The 17146-nt window shown below is 69.0% G+C and carries 9 protein-coding genes and 3 rRNA genes; 7 read left to right on the forward strand and 5 right to left on the reverse strand.

What is annotated here, in order from left to right:
- The first annotated feature begins 369 nt into the window (after positions 1–369).
- The 3 genes from ACQY0Z_RS10480 (at position 370) to rrf (ending at position 5535) form a co-directional block, all read left to right on the forward strand.
- Positions 370–1897 (forward strand): 16S ribosomal RNA (locus ACQY0Z_RS10480).
- A 308-nt stretch (positions 1898–2205) separates the two neighbouring features.
- Positions 2206–5329 (forward strand): 23S ribosomal RNA (locus ACQY0Z_RS10485).
- Positions 5330–5418: 89 nt separating this feature from the next.
- A 5S ribosomal RNA gene (gene rrf / locus ACQY0Z_RS10490) occupies positions 5419–5535 on the forward strand.
- The 16S, 23S and 5S rRNA genes sit together here, the layout of an rRNA operon.
- 86 nt (positions 5536–5621) lie before the next feature.
- Here the strand turns inward: rrf and ACQY0Z_RS10495 are convergent.
- Genes ACQY0Z_RS10495 through ACQY0Z_RS10515 form a run of 5 tightly spaced genes read right to left on the reverse strand, consistent with a single transcriptional unit; the run spans position 5622 to position 11169 of the window.
- On the reverse strand, positions 5622–6932 hold the full coding sequence (locus ACQY0Z_RS10495; RefSeq protein ID WP_439812150.1) for a DUF58 domain-containing protein: 1311 nt from the start codon (positions 6930–6932) through the stop codon (positions 5622–5624).
- The gene (locus ACQY0Z_RS10500; RefSeq protein WP_439813354.1) at positions 6932–7921 is read right to left on the reverse strand and encodes an AAA family ATPase; all 990 of its coding nucleotides are present in this window, start codon (positions 7919–7921) and stop codon (positions 6932–6934) included. The genes ACQY0Z_RS10495 and ACQY0Z_RS10500 overlap by 1 nt, the downstream gene beginning before the upstream one ends.
- Positions 7921–9114, reverse strand: coding sequence for a DUF4350 domain-containing protein (locus tag ACQY0Z_RS10505; protein ID WP_189905703.1), 1194 nt, complete (start codon positions 9112–9114; stop codon positions 7921–7923). The genes ACQY0Z_RS10500 and ACQY0Z_RS10505 overlap by 1 nt, the downstream gene beginning before the upstream one ends.
- Positions 9111–9848, reverse strand: coding sequence for a DUF4129 domain-containing protein (locus ACQY0Z_RS10510; RefSeq protein ID WP_439812151.1), 738 nt, complete (start codon positions 9846–9848; stop codon positions 9111–9113). Before ACQY0Z_RS10510 ends, ACQY0Z_RS10505 begins: the two co-directional genes overlap by 4 nt.
- Positions 9849–9852: 4 nt before the next feature.
- Positions 9853–11169 carry a DUF7544 domain-containing protein gene (locus tag ACQY0Z_RS10515; protein ID WP_439812152.1) on the reverse strand — a complete coding sequence of 439 codons (1317 nt, stop codon included), beginning with the start codon at positions 11167–11169 and terminating at the stop codon, positions 9853–9855.
- Between the two features lie 141 nt (positions 11170–11310).
- Here ACQY0Z_RS10515 and mtnA point away from each other — a divergent pair, with 141 nt between their 5' ends.
- Genes mtnA through ACQY0Z_RS10535 form a run of 4 tightly spaced genes read left to right on the forward strand, consistent with a single transcriptional unit; the run spans position 11311 to position 17106 of the window.
- Positions 11311–12459: an S-methyl-5-thioribose-1-phosphate isomerase gene (gene mtnA, locus ACQY0Z_RS10520; RefSeq protein ID WP_439812153.1), complete on the forward strand. Its 1149-nt coding sequence runs from the start codon at positions 11311–11313 to the stop codon at positions 12457–12459.
- Between the two features lie 4 nt (positions 12460–12463).
- On the forward strand, positions 12464–13153 hold the full coding sequence (gene mtrA / locus ACQY0Z_RS10525; RefSeq protein WP_004987303.1) for a two-component system response regulator MtrA: 690 nt from the start codon (positions 12464–12466) through the stop codon (positions 13151–13153).
- Between the two features lies 1 nt (position 13154).
- Positions 13155–15269 (forward strand): MtrAB system histidine kinase MtrB, encoded by a 2115-nt coding sequence (gene mtrB, locus ACQY0Z_RS10530; protein ID WP_189905695.1) that lies wholly within the window; start codon positions 13155–13157, stop codon positions 15267–15269.
- Complete coding sequence (locus ACQY0Z_RS10535; RefSeq protein ID WP_189905692.1) at positions 15259–17106, forward strand: LpqB family beta-propeller domain-containing protein; 1848 nt, start codon at positions 15259–15261, stop codon at positions 17104–17106. Before mtrB ends, ACQY0Z_RS10535 begins: the two co-directional genes overlap by 11 nt.
- Positions 17107–17146: the final 40 nt, after the last annotated feature.

A 17146-nucleotide genomic window follows, 5' to 3' on the forward strand; every position in this document is an offset into this window, starting at 1 on the left:
AAGTCGGAATTCGAGGCCGGTCAATCCGCCCCGGAAGTTCTGATAAAGTCGGATCCGCCGGAAAGGAAAGTGCGAAAGCGTCGACCTGGAAAGCGCCGAGGAAATCGGATCAGAAAGATCTGATAGAGTCGGAAACGCAAGACCGAAGGGAAGCGCCCGGAGGAAAGCCCGAGAGGGTGAGTACAAAGGAAGCGTCCGTTCCTTGAGAACTCAACAGCGTGCCAAAAGTCAACGCCAGATATGTTGATACCCCGTCTCTCTGAGACGAGGTTCCTTTGAAGAAATACACAGCGAGGACGCTGTGAACGTCGGGATTATTCCTCCCGATGTTCCGCTCTCGTGATGTGTGCACCCGATCACGGGTAAACATTCACGGAGAGTTTGATCCTGGCTCAGGACGAACGCTGGCGGCGTGCTTAACACATGCAAGTCGAACGATGAACCACTTCGGTGGGGATTAGTGGCGAACGGGTGAGTAACACGTGGGCAATCTGCCCTGCACTCTGGGACAAGCCCTGGAAACGGGGTCTAATACCGGATACTGATCGCCTTGGGCATCCTTGGTGATCGAAAGCTCCGGCGGTGCAGGATGAGCCCGCGGCCTATCAGCTTGTTGGTGAGGTAATGGCTCACCAAGGCGACGACGGGTAGCCGGCCTGAGAGGGCGACCGGCCACACTGGGACTGAGACACGGCCCAGACTCCTACGGGAGGCAGCAGTGGGGAATATTGCACAATGGGCGAAAGCCTGATGCAGCGACGCCGCGTGAGGGATGACGGCCTTCGGGTTGTAAACCTCTTTCAGCAGGGAAGAAGCGAAAGTGACGGTACCTGCAGAAGAAGCGCCGGCTAACTACGTGCCAGCAGCCGCGGTAATACGTAGGGCGCGAGCGTTGTCCGGAATTATTGGGCGTAAAGAGCTCGTAGGCGGCTTGTCGCGTCGGTTGTGAAAGCCCGGGGCTTAACCCCGGGTCTGCAGTCGATACGGGCAGGCTAGAGTTCGGTAGGGGAGATCGGAATTCCTGGTGTAGCGGTGAAATGCGCAGATATCAGGAGGAACACCGGTGGCGAAGGCGGATCTCTGGGCCGATACTGACGCTGAGGAGCGAAAGCGTGGGGAGCGAACAGGATTAGATACCCTGGTAGTCCACGCCGTAAACGGTGGGCACTAGGTGTGGGCGACATTCCACGTCGTCCGTGCCGCAGCTAACGCATTAAGTGCCCCGCCTGGGGAGTACGGCCGCAAGGCTAAAACTCAAAGGAATTGACGGGGGCCCGCACAAGCGGCGGAGCATGTGGCTTAATTCGACGCAACGCGAAGAACCTTACCAAGGCTTGACATACACCGGAAAACCCTGGAGACAGGGTCCCCCTTGTGGTCGGTGTACAGGTGGTGCATGGCTGTCGTCAGCTCGTGTCGTGAGATGTTGGGTTAAGTCCCGCAACGAGCGCAACCCTTGTCCCGTGTTGCCAGCAGGCCCTTGTGGTGCTGGGGACTCACGGGAGACCGCCGGGGTCAACTCGGAGGAAGGTGGGGACGACGTCAAGTCATCATGCCCCTTATGTCTTGGGCTGCACACGTGCTACAATGGCCGGTACAATGAGCTGCGATACCGCGAGGTGGAGCGAATCTCAAAAAGCCGGTCTCAGTTCGGATTGGGGTCTGCAACTCGACCCCATGAAGTCGGAGTCGCTAGTAATCGCAGATCAGCATTGCTGCGGTGAATACGTTCCCGGGCCTTGTACACACCGCCCGTCACGTCACGAAAGTCGGTAACACCCGAAGCCGGTGGCCCAACCCCCTTGTGGGGAGGGAGCTGTCGAAGGTGGGACTGGCGATTGGGACGAAGTCGTAACAAGGTAGCCGTACCGGAAGGTGCGGCTGGATCACCTCCTTTCTAAGGAGCACTTCTCACCAACTTCGGTTGGTCAGAGGCCAGTTCATCAGCGAACGTCTGATGCTGGTTGCTCATGGGTGGAACGTTGACTACTCGGCACACTTGATCGTCTTCTCCTTCTAGTACTGCTCTTCGGAGCGTGGAACGTTGAGGGAAGCGGGGAGTGTGTCGGGCACGCTGTTGGGTGTCTGAGGGTACGGCCGTATGGCTGCCTTCAGTGCCGGCCCCAGTGCACTCGAGCCGTATGGCTTGGGGTGATGGGTGGTTGGTCGTTGTTTGAGAACTGCACAGTGGACGCGAGCATCTGTGGCCAAGTTTTTAAGGGCGCACGGTGGATGCCTTGGCACCAGGAACCGATGAAGGACGTGGGAGGCCACGATAGGCCCCGGGGAGTCGTCAACCAGGCTTTGATCCGGGGGTGTCCGAATGGGGAAACCCGGCAGTCGTCATGGGCTGTCACCCGCTGCTGAACACATAGGCAGTGTGGAGGGAACGCGGGGAAGTGAAACATCTCAGTACCCGCAGGAAGAGAAAACAACCGTGATTCCGGGAGTAGTGGCGAGCGAAACCGGATGAGGCCAAACCTACGACGTGTGAGACCCGGCAGGGGTTGCGTCGTGGGGGTTGTGGGATCTCTCTTTCATGGTCTGCCGGCCATGAGACGAGTCAGAAACCGTTGATGTAGGCGAAGGACATGCGAAAGGTCCGGCGTAGAGGGTAAGACCCCCGTAGTCGAAACGTCAGCGGCTCGTTTGAGAGACACCCAAGTAGCACGGGGCCCGAGAAATCCCGTGTGAATCTGGCGGGACCACCCGCTAAGCCTAAATATTCCCTGGTGACCGATAGCGGATAGTACCGTGAGGGAATGGTGAAAAGTACCGCGGGAGCGGAGTGAAATAGTACCTGAAACCGTGTGCCTACAAGCCGTGGGAGCGTCGCGCAAGGACTTGTCCTTGCGTCGTGACTGCGTGCCTTTTGAAGAATGAGCCTGCGAGTTTGCGGTGTGTTGCGAGGTTAACCCGGGTGGGGAAGCCGTAGCGAAAGCGAGTCCGAACAGGGCGTTTCAGTAGCACGCTCAAGACCCGAAGCGGAGTGATCTAGCCATGGGCAGGTTGAAGCGGAGGTAAGACTTCGTGGAGGACCGAACCCACCAGGGTTGAAAACCTGGGGGATGACCTGTGGTTAGGGGTGAAAGGCCAATCAAACTCCGTGATAGCTGGTTCTCCCCGAAATGCATTTAGGTGCAGCGTCGTGTGTTTCTTGCCGGAGGTAGAGCACTGGATAGGCGATGGGCCCTACCGGGTTACTGACCTTAGCCAAACTCCGAATGCCGGTAAGTGAGAGCGCGGCAGTGAGACTGTGGGGGATAAGCTCCATGGTCGAGAGGGAAACAGCCCAGAGCATCGACTAAGGCCCCTAAGCGTACGCTAAGTGGGAAAGGATGTGGAGTCGCACAGACAACCAGGAGGTTGGCTTAGAAGCAGCCACCCTTGAAAGAGTGCGTAATAGCTCACTGGTCTAGTGATTCCGCGCCGACAATGTAGCGGGGCTCAAGCGTACCGCCGAAGTCGTGTCATTCACACAATAGGGCCAACGCCTGTGTGGATGGGTAGGGGAGCGTCGTGTGCCGGGTGAAGCAGCACCGGAAGGTAGTTGTGGACGGTTCACGAGTGAGAATGCAGGCATGAGTAGCGATACAAACGTGAGAAACGTTTGCGCCGATTGACTAAGGGTTCCTGGGTCAAGCTGATCTGCCCAGGGTAAGTCGGGACCTAAGGCGAGGCCGACAGGCGTAGTCGATGGATAACCGGTTGATATTCCGGTACCCGCTGTGAAGCGTCAAACATCGAATCCAGTGATGCTAAGCCCGTGAAGCCGCCGGCTGAGTCTTCGGACGAGGTCGGAGTGGTGGAGCCGGTGACCCGAGCTGGTAGTAGGTGAGTGATGGGGTGACGCAGGAAGGTAGTCCATCCCGGGCGGTGGTTGTCCCGGGGTAAGGGTGTAGCCCGAGTGGTAGGCAAATCCGCCACTCGTATAAGGGTGAGACCTGATGCCGAGCCGATTGTGGTGAAGTGGATGATCCTATGCTGTCGAGAAAAGCCTCTAGCGAGTTTCATGGCGGCCCGTACCCTAAACCGACTCAGGTGGTCAGGTAGAGAATACCGAGGCGTTCGGGTGAACTATGGTTAAGGAACTCGGCAAAATGCCCCCGTAACTTCGGGAGAAGGGGGGCCATTCCTGGTGAGAGCACGTGCTGCTCGAGCTGGGGGTGGCCGCAGAGACCAGCGAGAAGCGACTGTTTACTAAAAACACAGGTCCGTGCGAAGCCGTAAGGCGATGTATACGGACTGACGCCTGCCCGGTGCTGGAACGTTAAGGGGACCGGTTAGCTCACCTTCGGGTGGGCGAAGCTGAGAACTTAAGCGCCAGTAAACGGCGGTGGTAACTATAACCATCCTAAGGTAGCGAAATTCCTTGTCGGGTAAGTTCCGACCTGCACGAATGGCGTAACGACTTCTCGACTGTCTCAACCATAGGCCCGGTGAAATTGCACTACGAGTAAAGATGCTCGTTTCGCGCAGCAGGACGGAAAGACCCCGGGACCTTTACTACAGTTTGATATTGGTGTTCGGTTCGGCTTGTGTAGGATAGCTGGGAGACTGTGAAGCTCGGACGCCAGTTCGGGTGGAGTCGTCGTTGAAATACCAGTCTGGTCGTGCTGGATGTCTAACCTGGGTCCGTGATCCGGATCAGGGACAGTGTCTGATGGGTAGTTTAACTGGGGCGGTTGCCTCCTAAAGAGTAACGGAGGCGCCCAAAGGTTCCCTCAGCCTGGTTGGCAATCAGGTGTTGAGTGTAAGTGCACAAGGGAGCTTGACTGTGAGACCGACGGGTCGAGCAGGGACGAAAGTCGGGACTAGTGATCCGGCGGTGGCTTGTGGAAGCGCCGTCGCTCAACGGATAAAAGGTACCCCGGGGATAACAGGCTGATCTTCCCCAAGAGTCCATATCGACGGGATGGTTTGGCACCTCGATGTCGGCTCGTCGCATCCTGGGGCTGGAGTCGGTCCCAAGGGTTGGGCTGTTCGCCCATTAAAGCGGTACGCGAGCTGGGTTTAGAACGTCGTGAGACAGTTCGGTCCCTATCCGCTGTGCGCGTAGGAGTCTTGAGAAGGGCTGTCCCTAGTACGAGAGGACCGGGACGGACGAACCTCTGGTGTGCCAGTTGTTCTGCCAAGGGCATGGCTGGTTGGCTACGTTCGGGAGGGATAACCGCTGAAAGCATCTAAGCGGGAAGCCTGCTTCGAGATGAGGACTCCCACCTCCATGAGAGGGTAAGGCTCCCAGTAGACGACTGGGTTGATAGGCCGGATATGGAAGCACGGTAACGTGTGGAGTTGACCGGTACTAATAGGCCGAGGGCTTGTCCTCAGTTGCTCGCGTCCACTGTGTTGGTTCTGAAACCATGAACAACCCCATGCCAGGTCATGGTGTGGTGCCGGTTGTCAGTTTCATAGTGTTTCGGTGGTCATAGCGTAGGGGAAACGCCCGGTTACATTCCGAACCCGGAAGCTAAGCCTTACAGCGCCGATGGTACTGCAGGGGGGACCCTGTGGGAGAGTAGGACGCCGCCGAACAATTCTTGAGAAAGCCCCCGTGCCATTCGGCACGGGGGCTTTCTGCGTTTTACAGCCCCCCCGAGCCCCTCCCGCAGGAAGGCGCTCTACAGCCGCCCCGCCGACTTCAAAGCCAGATACGCGTCTGCCAGCGTCGGCGCCAATTCCTCCGGTGTCGCGTCCACGACCGTCACCCCGTGGCGGCGGAGCTGTTCGGCTGTGCGGTCGCGTTCCGTGTGGGCCTGTGCGGCCGCCGCGGCCCCGTACACCGCGTCGACGTCTCCACGGCCCCGCGCCATGGAGGCGACGTGCGGGTCGGCCACCGAGGCCAGCAGGACCGTGTGGCGCTGCGTCAGACGGCTCAGGACGGGCAGCAGGCCCTCCTCGACCGGTGTCGCGTCCAGCGTCGTCAGAAGCACGATCAGGGAGCGGCGCGGGGCCGTTCGGAGTGCCGCCGCCGTCAGGCCGCGGGCGTCCGTCTCCACCAGCGCGGGTTCCAGCGTGGCCATCGCGTTCACCAGCGACGGCAGGAGGTCGCCGGCCGCGCGGCCCTGGACCAGGGCGCGTACTCGGCGGTCGTAGGCAAGCAGGTCGACGCGGTCGCCGGCGCGGGAAGCCAGGGCGGACAGCAGCAGGGCCGCGTCCATGGAGGCGTCCAGGCGCGGTGCGTCGCCCACGCGGCCGGCGGAGGTGCGGCCGGTGTCGAGGACGAGCAGGATGTGGCGGTCGCGCTCCGGACGCCAGGTGCGTACCGCGACCTCCGACTGGCGGGCCGTGGCGCGCCAGTCGATGGAGCGGGTGTCGTCGCCGGGGACGTAGGCGCGGAGGCTGTCGAACTCGGTGCCCTCGCCGCGGGTCAGGACGCTGGTGCGGCCGTCCAGCTCGCGCAGGCGGGCCAGCTTGGACGGCAGGTGTTTGCGGCTCGTGAACGGCGGCAGGACGCGGACCGTCCACGGGACCTTGTGGGCGCCCTGGCGGGTGAACAGGCCGAGGGGACCGTAGGAGCGGACGGTGACGCGGTCTGCCTGGCGGTCCCCCCGGCGGGTCGGGCGCAGGCGGGTCGTGACACGGCGGCGTTCGCCCGCTGGGATCGTCAGCCGGTGCCTGGACGCCTCGGTCTCCGTGCCCGGCGTCCAGCTGCTCGGCGGCCAGGCGTCGCGGAGACGGGCGCGCAGCGGACGGCGGGACGGGTTGGTGACCGTCAGGGTGACGTCGGCGGTGTCGCCGAGGCGTACGGAGGTGTCGCCGGAGCGGGTCAGGCCGAGCGTGCGGACCGGGGCCGCGAGGGCGTAGTCGCAGGCGCAGGCCACCGCGAGGGGCGCGTTGACGGCGAGGAGGCCCGTCCAGCCGGGTTCCCAGATGCCGACAGGGAGGGAGCCGAGAGCCGCGAGGAGCGCGGCGCGTCCGGTCGGAGCCATCAGCGGGGGACGGGGACGTGGGAGAGGACCGCGTTGATGACCGAGTCGGCCCTCACACCCTCCATCTCGGCCTCCGGGCGCAGCTGTATGCGGTGGCGGAGCGTGGGCAGGGCGAGGGCCTTCACGTCGTCCGGGATGACGTAGTCGCGGCCGGTCAGCCAGGCCCAGGCGCGCGCGGTGGCGAGGAGCGCGGTCGCGCCCCGCGGGGAGACGCCGAGGGTCAGGGACGGCGACTCGCGGGTGGCGCGGCAGATGTCGACGACGTACGCGGTGATCTCGGGGGAGACCGTGGTGGCGGCGACGGCGCGGCGGGCGGCCTCCAGGTCGGCGGCGGTCGCGACGGGGCGTACGCCGGCGGCGCGCAGGTCGCGCGGGTCGAAGCCCTGGGCGTGCCGGGTGAGGACGTCGATCTCGTCCTCGCGGGACGGCAGGGGGATCGTCAGCTTGAGGAGGAAGCGGTCGAGCTGCGCCTCGGGCAGGGGGTAGGTGCCCTCGTACTCGACCGGGTTCTGGGTCGCGGCGACCAGGAACGGGTCGGGGAGGGCGCGGGGGGTGCCGTCGACGGTGACCTGGCGTTCCTCCATGGCCTCCAGCAGGGACGACTGGGTCTTCGGGGGCGTGCGGTTGATCTCGTCCGCGAGGAGGAGGTTGGTGAAGACCGGGCCGGGCTGGAAGGAGAACTCGGCGGTGCGGGCGTCGTAGACCAGGGAGCCGGTGACGTCGCTCGGCATCAGGTCGGGGGTGAACTGGACGCGCTTGGTGTCGAGTTCGAGGGCGGCCGCGAGGGAGCGGATCAGCAGGGTCTTCGCGACGCCCGGGACGCCTTCGAGGAGGACGTGGCCGCGGCAGAGCAGGGCGACGACGAGGCCGGTCACGGCGGGGTCCTGGCCGACCACGGCCTTGGCGATCTCCGCGCGCAGGGCCTCCAGGGCGGCCCGGGCGGCGGCCGGGTCGCCGGTGGGCGCGGCGTTGTCGGTGGTCGGGTCCATCATGGACGGCGTACCTGCCTTTCGAGGGCGTCGAGTTGGTCGGCGAGCCGGATCAGAGCCGCGTCGTCGCCGGGGGGCGGGCCGAACAGAAGCGTGTGGGGGGACGGTCCGTCGCCGTCGAGGCGGGCGGACAGTGCGGGGAGCAGGGCCTCGGGCGAGTGCGCCTGGGAGGTGGGGACGCCGACGAGGGGGGCGAGGCGGACGCGGGTGGCGGAGCGCAGGGCGAGGGCGGCGCGGTCGCGGGCGTCGGCCTTGCGGTAGAGGGTGGCGCGGCCTTCGACGGTCTCGGAGGCGCGGATCGCCACGGGGAGTTTCTCGGGGACGAGGGGGCCGAGCCGGCGTGCCCGCCACAGGGCGGCCAGGGCGGCGGCGAGGAACAGCTGGAGGGTGCCCCAGAGCCAGCCGGAGGGGAGGAGGTCGAAGAAGCTCTTCTCGTCCTCGGTCCCGGCGGTGGCGTCGGCGGGGGTGGGGAGGTACCAGACGAGATGGGGGCGGGAGCCGAGGAGCTGGAGCGCCAGGGAGGCGTTGCCGTGCTCGTCCAGGCGGTCGTTGAGGAGGATGTCGGGGGCGCCGAGGAGGACGGTGTCGCCGTCACCGGAGGGGGCGGGGATCCGCAGCAGGGTGGGCAGGCGGTGGCTGCGGTAGCACTCGTCGGCCTCGGGGTGGGCGGAGGAGTAGCGGATGCCGCCCGTGTCGGCGCTGCCCGCACGGACGGCGGCGGGGAGGTCGCAGCCCGGTTCGAGGGTGGATTCGAGACTGTTGGCCGGGTCGGCCATGACGCCGGGGGCGAGGCGTTCCACGGAGGCGACGCCGGAGGCGACCAGGACGGTGCGGCCGCCGGAGTTCTTGGTGGCGGTGCGCAGCCGCGTCTGCTGGCGGGGCGTCAGCAGGTCGGGGACGGCGACGAGGAGGGTGGTGTCGGGGCCTGCCGCGTCGGCGGCCTCGTCGAGGGTGGTGACCACGCGGGTGTCGACGCCCCGGCCGGCGAGGAGTTCGGCGACGGCGCGGCTGCCGGAGGGGTCGGCGGAGCGCGGGTCGAGCCGGCCGTGCCGGGCGTCGGAGCGGACGACGGCGATGGCGACGGCCGCGACGAGGAGCAGCACCAGCGCGAGGGCGACGCCCCGGGTGCGGGTCCACACCTGGCGTGCGGTGGGGGAGGCCGAGGTGGGCGGCGAGGTGACCTCGGTCGTCATCCGGCGGCTCCCTGGCGGGCGTCGGCGTGCGTGCCGGCGAGGGCCGGCTTGGCGCGCTCCAGGTCGCCGTCGAGGGCGGCGAGCCCGCGGTACGTGTCCTCGGTGGCGGTCCGGCCGCCGTACCTGACGTCGTCGAAGTCGCGGGCGGCGGTGCGCAGCCGGTCGCTGTGGGCGGGCAGGGCGCGGCCGGCCTCGGCGGCGGCCTCGTCGGCGGTGCGGCCGGGGCGGGGGTCGAGGAGGGCGCGTTCCTCCAGGGCGCGGACGACGGCCCGCATGCGTTCCTGGACGGCCTGGTTCCAGTGGCCCTGGGCGGCGTGCGCCTCGGCGGCGGCGCGGTGTTCGGCGGCGCTGCGGGGCCGGTCGTCGAACAGGACGGGGGAAGTGACCGGGCTGCGGCGCGGGGTGCCGAGGCGCCACCACAGGGCGGCCAGGACGGCGAGCACGGCGACGACGATGACGACCAGGCCGAGCGCGCCGCCGGGTGTCGCCGTGGACGCGGCACCGAGGAGGTCGTCGACCCAGTCCCAGAAGGCTTCCAGGGCCCGCTGGAGCCAGCTGGGGTCGTTCTCGTGGTACATCTGCTTCGACAGCTCGCGCCGGGCCGCCTCCCGCGCGGGGTCGCGCGGGAGGGTGACGGGCGGTTCGTCGTCGCCGCGCGCCAGCAGGCGTACGACGGTGTCGGCGGTCGCCGGCAGCGCCGGTACGGCCTGGAGAACTCCCCCCGAGACGGTCACCGCATCAGCTCCCGCCGGTGGCGCCGGGGCCCTGGACGCCCGCCGCGCGCGCCAGTTCGAGGTCGAGGGCCTCGCGGCGGATGCGCTGGTCGATGTAGAGGAGCACGGTGACGCCGGCGGTGATCGGGAACGTGATCATGGAGCCGATCACCGAGCCGATGCCGCTGATGATCAGGAACGTCCAGCCGATGTCCCCGCCGGTGGTCACGAAGCCGGTGACGCCGTCGCCGCTGAACGCGGCGGCGAGGAACGTGAACGGGATGACGATGATCGCCGCGACGACGTAGGCGATGATCGCGGCGAGCAGCTGGATGCCGAAGACCCGCCACCAGGAGCCGCGCACCAGCCGGGCGGAGCGGCGCATCGCCGTGACGATGCCCTGCTTCTCCAGCATCAGCGCGGGGGAGGCCAGGGAGAAGCGGATCATGAGCCACGCGGCGAACACGGCCGCGGCGACGAGGCCCAGCAGGGTGAGCCCGAAGCCGACCTCGGCGCCGGCCGAGACGCTGACGAGGATGCCGGGCAGCGCGCCGACGGCGACGACGCCCACCGCGATGAGCGCCAGCAGCAGGATCAGGCCGAGCAGCTTGAGGACCTGCGGGCGGGCGTCGCGCCAGGCCTCGCCGGTGGTCACCGGGCGGCCGAGCACGGCGCGGCTGGTGACGGTGGTGAGCAGGGCGGTGGCCGCGACCGTGCCGATCAGGGTGATGCCGTAGAGGGCGGCGGAGCTGAGCAGCAGGTCGCCCATGACGTCGGTGAGTTCGCCGACGGTGGCGCTGGGGTCCTCGAGCACCTCGGTGTCGGTGTCGTCCAGGACGAAGCCCTGGAGCAGCACGGCTGCGATCTCGGTGAGGACGGCGAGGGTCAGCGAGATGCCGAGGACCGTGCGCCAGTAGGTGCGCATGGTCGACACGGCGCCGTCGAGGAGTTCGCCGACGCCGAGGGGGCGCAGCGGGATGACGCCGGGCTTCGCCGCGGGCGGGGGGCCTCCCCAGCGGCTGCCCCAGCCTCCCCAGGGGGCCTGGCCGCCGGGTCCGCCGGGCGGCGGGGCGCCCCAGCCGGGGCCGGGGGGCGGCGGAGGGGCCTGGCCGGGGCCGCCGACGCCGGGGGTGCCGGTGGGGGCGGACCACTGGGCGGCCGGGGGCTGGTCCTTGGACCACTTCACGCCCGGCTCCTGCGGGGCGTCACCCGACTGCCGCGGACGGTCGGCGGACTGCTCGGGTTCCGGACGGCCGTCGGACCCGCTGGGCCCGGACGTGCCCGGCTCCCGCCCGTCGGACGGGGCGGATCCGGGCGAGGCCCAGCCCGGAGTGTCGTTCATCGTCGCTCCTTCACGCTGCCCGGCCGCGGTCGCGGTGACGGCTCGGGCAGCCATCGTGCCATGCGGTGCTTCCCGGTGGACCTGCCGAGGTCAAGGCTGTTCGCCTTCTATTGTCCGCGTGACAGGGGGCAGACTGGCGGCATGGCTGATCAGTACGCGCACAGCGGCGACGACAAGCGGCCCACCGGGATGCCGGCACTGCGCTGGGAGGAGCCTCCCGAAGGCCCGGTGCTGGTCCTGCTCGACCAGACGCGGCTCCCGGCCGAGGAGGTCGAGCTGGTCTGCACGGACGCGCCCGCACTGGTGGAGGCGATCCGTTCGCTCGCCGTGCGCGGCGCCCCCCTGCTGGGCATCGCGGGCGCGTACGGCGTCGCGCTCGCGGCCGTGCGGGGCTACGACGTGGACGACGCGGCGGCGGCCCTGGAGAGCGCCCGCCCCACGGCGGTGAACCTGGCGCTCGGGGTGCGGCGGGCGCACTCCGCGTACCGGGCCGTGGTGGACGGCGGCGGCGACCCGCGGCGGGCGGCCGGGGCGGCACTGGCCGCCGCGCGGCGGCTGCACCAGGAGGACGCCGAGGCCAGTGCGAGGATGGCGGAGCACGGGCTGGCGCTGCTCGACGAGCTGATGCCCGGCGGCGGGCACCGGATCCTCACCCACTGCAACACCGGTTCGCTGGTGTCGGGCGGCGAGGGGACTGCGTTCGCGGTGGCGCTCGCGGCGCACCGGGCGGGACGGCTGCGGCGCCTGTGGGTGGACGAAACGCGCCCGTTGCTGCAAGGTGCTCGCCTGACGGCGTACGAGGCGGCCCGCAGCGGCATGGCGTACACCCTGCTCACCGACAACGCGGCGGGATCGCTGTTCGCGGCGGGCAAGGTGGACGCCGTGCTGATCGGCGCGGACCGCATCGCGGCCGACGGTTCGGTGGCGAACAAGGTGGGGAGCTATCCGCTCGCGGTGCTCGCGCGGTACCACCATGTGCCGTTCATCGTGGTCGCTCCGGTGACGACGGTGGACCCCCGGACGCCGGACGGGGCGTCCATCGAGGTGGAACAGCGTCCCGGCCATGAGGTGACAGAGATCACGGCGCCGCAGGTGCCGGTGGCCGGAGCGGAGGCGGGAGGCGGAATTCCGGTGGCCCCGTTGGGGACGACCGCGTACAACCCGGCGTTCGACGTGACACCGCCGGAGCTGGTGACGGCCGTCGTCACCGAAGAGGGCGTCGTTTCGCCCGTGACCACCGAGGCTCTGGCCGCCCTGTGTGCCAGGTCACGCCAGGTAACGATTAGCTAATGGGATGATGTCGTTTATGAAGGGACGAGTCCTTGTCGTCGACGACGACAGCGCACTGGCCGAGATGCTCGGCATCGTGCTGCGCGGTGAAGGTTTTGAGCCGTCTTTCGTAGCCGACGGCGACAAGGCGCTGGCCGCCTTCCGTGAGACCAAGCCGGATCTGGTCCTGCTGGACCTGATGCTCCCCGGCCGTGACGGCATCGAGGTGTGCCGCCTGATCAGGGCGGAGTCCGGGGTGCCGATCGTGATGCTCACGGCGAAGAGCGACACCGTCGACGTGGTCGTGGGCCTGGAGTCCGGGGCCGACGACTACATCGTCAAGCCGTTCAAGCCGAAGGAGCTGGTCGCCCGGATCCGTGCGCGGCTGCGCAGGTCCGAGGAGCCGGCGCCGGAGCAGCTCGCCATCGGCGACCTGGTGATCGACGTGGCCGGTCACTCCGTGAAGCGGGACGGGCAGTCCATCGCCCTGACGCCGCTGGAGTTCGACCTGCTGGTCGCCCTCGCGCGCAAGCCGTGGCAGGTGTTCACGCGTGAGGTGCTGCTGGAGCAGGTGTGGGGCTACCGCCACGCGGCGGACACCCGCCTGGTCAACGTCCATGTGCAGCGGCTGCGCTCCAAGGTCGAGAAGGACCCGGAGAAGCCCGAGATCGTGGTGACCGTCCGTGGTGTCGGATACAAGGCAGGACCGAGCTGACATGTCCGGGGACAGTGCCGCTTCGGCGCCCGGCCGGTCCGGGGGCCGTCCGGGGCGGCCTGTCGGCCGGGGGACGGCCGCTTCCCGCTGGCGCCACCTCTTCGACGGCGACCTGCTCCAGGGCGGGGTCCAGGGCAGCCCGGTCGTCCGCCTCGTCATGCGCTGGGTGCGGCGCCCGCTGCTGCCCGTCATGCGGCTGTGGCGGCGCAACATCCAGCTCAAGGTCGTCGTCACGACGCTGCTGATGTCCCTGGGCGTCGTCCTGCTGCTCGGCTTCGTCGTCATCGGCCAGGTGCGCAACGGCCTGCTCGAGGCCAAGGTGAAGGCGTCGCAGAGCCAGGCCACCGGCGGTTTCGCCGTGGCCAAGCAGCAGGCCGAGCAGGCCGTGAGTGTCACCGGCGAGGAGGGCACCGCGCCCGACGGCCGCCCCTCGCAGAGCGTCATCCAGTGGATGAGCGACCTCGTCGCCTCGCTGTCCAGCGGCGGCCAGGGCGCCTTCGACGTGGTGACCCTGCCCGCCGGCGGTGACAGCGGCAGCGGGCGCGGACCGCGCGCATCCGGCGGGGTCAACCCGGCCGCCAGCGTCCCCGCGGCGCTGCGCGAGCGCATCGACACCGGCACCGGGGCCGCGCAGAGCTACACGCGCATCGTCTACGCCGAGAAGGACAAGGAGTCCCAGCCGGCCCTCGTCATCGGCAAGCAGGTCAACGACCCCAACGGCGACCCGTACCAGCTGTACTACCTCTTCCCGCTCACCCAGGAGGAGAAGTCGCTGAGCCTGGTCAAGGGCACCCTGGCGACCGCCGGGCTGTTCGTGGTCGTGCTGCTCGGGGCGATCGCCTGGCTCGTGGTGCGGCAGGTGGTCACGCCGGTCCGGATGGCCGCCGGGATCGCCGAACGGCTGTCCGCGGGGCGCCTCCAGGAACGGATGAAGGTCACCGGCGAGGACGACATCGCCCGGCTCGGCGAGGCCTTCAACAAGATGGCGCAGAACCTCCAGCTCAAGATCAGCCAGCTCGAGGACCTGTCCCGGATGCAGCGGCGGTTCGTGTCGGACGTGTCGCACGAGCTGCGCACCCCGCTGACCACCGTGCGCATGGCCGCGGACGTCATCCACGAGGCGCGCGAGGACTTCGACCCGGTGACCGCGCGCTCCGCGGAACTGCTCGCCGACCAGCTCGACCGGTTCGAGTCGCTGCTCGCCGACCTGCTGGAGATCAGCCGCTTCGACGCGGGCGCGGCCGCCCTGGAGGCGGAGCCGATCGACCTGCGCGAGGTGGTGCGGCGCGTGGTCAGCGGCGCGGAGCCGCTCGCCGAGCGCAAGGGCACCACCATCAAGGTCGTCGGCGACCAGCAGCCCGTCGTCGCCGAGGCCGACGCGCGGCGCGTGGAGCGCGTGCTGCGCAACCTCGTCGTCAACGCCGTCGAGCACGGCGAGGGCAGGGACGTCGTCGTCAAACTGGCCGCCGCGGGCGGCGCCGTGGCGGTCGCCGTGCGCGACTACGGCGTCGGGCTCAAGCCCGGCGAGGCCACGCGCGTGTTCAGCCGCTTCTGGCGGGCCGACCCGGCACGCGCGCGTACCACCGGCGGTACGGGTCTGGGGCTGTCCATCGCCCTGGAGGACGCCCGGCTGCACGGCGGCTGGCTCCAGGCGTGGGGCGAGCCGGGCGGCGGCTCCCAGTTCCGGCTGACGCTGCCCAGGACGGCGGACGAGCCGCTGCGCGGATCCCCGATACCCCTGGAACCCAAGGACTCGCGGCGCAACCGCGGCCTCGACGACGCGGGACTGCCGCGCGGCGGCGACAGCGAGAAGCGCGCCACGGTGCCCGTGAACCGGCCCGGCGCCGACGACACGGCGCAGTCCGCCCGCGACCCGCTGGGCCCCCGACCAGGCGCCTCGGCGCCCACGGCCGACCCCACCGCCCTGCCCGGCAACGGCGCGCGCGTGGTGGCCCGTTCCGGCAGTACGCGGATGACGCCGGGCGCGGCGCCCGGCACGAACGGGGAAACCGACGAGGGCGTCCCGGCCGAAGCGGACCGGCCGGCGGCCGGCGAGGGCGGGGACGGCGCACCGCGTGGTGCGCAGAAGGACGGGGAGGCGACGCGTGGGCGGTGAGCGTGTGAGGCGCGGGCGGGGGACACCGGCCAGGACCGCGGTGTACGCCGCGTGCGGGGCGGTCCTGCTGGCCGGGTGCGCCTCGATGCCGGACAGCGGCGATCTGCGCGGGGTGGAGTCCACACCGCGCCAGGACACGCAGGTGCGGGTGTACGCGATGCCGCCGAGCGACGACGCCACCCCCACCCAGATCGTCCAGGGCTTCCTGGAGGCGCTGACCAGCGACGACGCCGACTACAAGACCGCCCGCCAGTACCTGACCCCCGAGGCGTCCAAGTACTGGCGGCCGGAGCAGTCCACCACCGTGCTCTCCGACGGGCCCGGCGCCCGCGCCGACCGGGAGATCCGTGAGGACAGCACCGCCCTGACGTACACGCTGACCGGCACCAAGTTCGCGACCGTGGACGCGCAGCAGGCGTACGCGCCCTCCTCCGGCCACTACAGCGAGCTGGTGCGGCTGGTGAAGGACGACAAGAGCGGCCAGTGGCGCATCGACGCGGTGCCGCAGGGCGTCGTCATGGGCAAGTCGGACTTCCAGCGCAACTACACGTCCTTCAACAAGTACTACTTCGCCTCGAACGTGGACGTGAACGGGTCGTCGCTGCCGATGGCGGTCGCCGACCCCGTGTACGTACGCCGGCACGTCGACCCGACGACGCGGATGGTGCGCTCGCTGCTCTCCGGCCCGACGAGCTGGCTGGACCCCGTCGTCCGGTCGAGCTTCCCGACCGGCACGCAGCTGCGGAAGGGCGCGGGACCGCTCACCCCGGACGACCGGGGCAAGCTCACCGTGCCGCTCAACGACCGGGCGTCCGAGGTCGGCACCGGCCGCTGCGAGGAGATGGCCGCCCAGCTGCTGTTCACGCTGCGCGACCTCAGCCCCGCGGTGGACGAGGTCGAACTGCGGGCCGACGGCGGGCAGTTGTGCTCGCTCACCCAGGACGGCGCCGAGACCGTCGCCACCCGGGGCGCGCTCAACCAGCCCGGCTACCTGTACTACCTCGACCAGGATCACAAGCTGGTCCGGATCGCCGCCGGCAGCCGCACTCCCGACCCCGAACCGGCGCCCGGCGCGCTCGGGCAGGGCGAGCAGGGTCTGCGGTCGGTGGCGGTCGCGCGGGACGAGCGCACGGCGGCCGGTGTCGCACTGAACGGGCAGGACCTGTTCGTCTCCGCGCTGGCGCAGGGCGCCACCCTCGGCGAGCCGGTGCTGCGCAGCCAGGGCAAGACCGAGCAGGACCGGCTGACCCCGCCGAGCTGGGACGCCCAGGGCGACCTGTGGGTCGCCGACCGCAACCCCGCCCGCCCCGGCCTCTACCTGCTGGGGGAGGGCGCAGAGCAGCCGCTCCAGGTGCGCACGCCGGGCCTGGAGGGCCGCATCCAGGCGGTCCGGGTGGCCGCGGACGGGGTGCGGATCGCCCTCGTCGTGGAGAACGGCGACCAGCGGTCGCTGCTCATCGGACGCATCGAGCGCAGCGGCCCGGACGAGGCCGGGTCGGGCGAGCACCCCACGGTCACCGTGGTGGAGCTGCGCTCGGCCACGCCCGAGCTGGAGCAGGTCACGGCCATGTCGTGGGCCGGGGACAGCCGGCTCGTGGTCGTCGGCCGCGAGCACGGCGGCGTGGAGCAGATGAAGTACGTCGAGGTCGACGGCTCCACCCCGGACGTGCCGCCGCCCGCCGCGCTGACCGGCGTCAAGGCGCTCACCGCCGCCGGGGACGAGAACGCGCCGCTGGTGGCGTACTCGGTCGACGGCATCGTGCGGCTGCCGTCGGGGGCGCAGTGGCAGAAGGTCACCGAGGTGACGAAGGGGACGGCACCGGTCTATCCGGGCTGAGAAGGTCCTGCGGAGGGGTTGCCCTCGCTCCGGTGTTCGA

This window comes from Streptomyces sp. P9-2 (genome assembly GCF_051903975.1).
Lineage (GTDB): Bacteria > Actinomycetota > Actinomycetes > Streptomycetales > Streptomycetaceae > Streptomyces > Streptomyces cellulosae.

Coding starts and splice junctions, on each gene's coding strand:
- ACQY0Z_RS10500 (WP_439813354.1), bottom strand. CDS start 7,921: ATGGACCCGACCACCGACAACGCCGCGCCCACCGGCGACCCGGCCGCC.
- ACQY0Z_RS10515 (WP_439812152.1), bottom strand. CDS start 11,169: ATGAACGACACTCCGGGCTGGGCCTCGCCCGGATCCGCCCCGTCCGAC.
- mtrA (WP_004987303.1), top strand. CDS start 12,464: ATGATGTCGTTTATGAAGGGACGAGTCCTTGTCGTCGACGACGACAGC.
- ACQY0Z_RS10495 (WP_439812150.1), bottom strand. CDS start 6,932: ATGGCTCCGACCGGACGCGCCGCGCTCCTCGCGGCTCTCGGCTCCCTC.
- mtnA (WP_439812153.1), top strand. CDS start 11,311: ATGGCTGATCAGTACGCGCACAGCGGCGACGACAAGCGGCCCACCGGG.
- ACQY0Z_RS10505 (WP_189905703.1), bottom strand. CDS start 9,114: ATGACGACCGAGGTCACCTCGCCGCCCACCTCGGCCTCCCCCACCGCA.
- mtrB (WP_189905695.1), top strand. CDS start 13,155: ATGTCCGGGGACAGTGCCGCTTCGGCGCCCGGCCGGTCCGGGGGCCGT.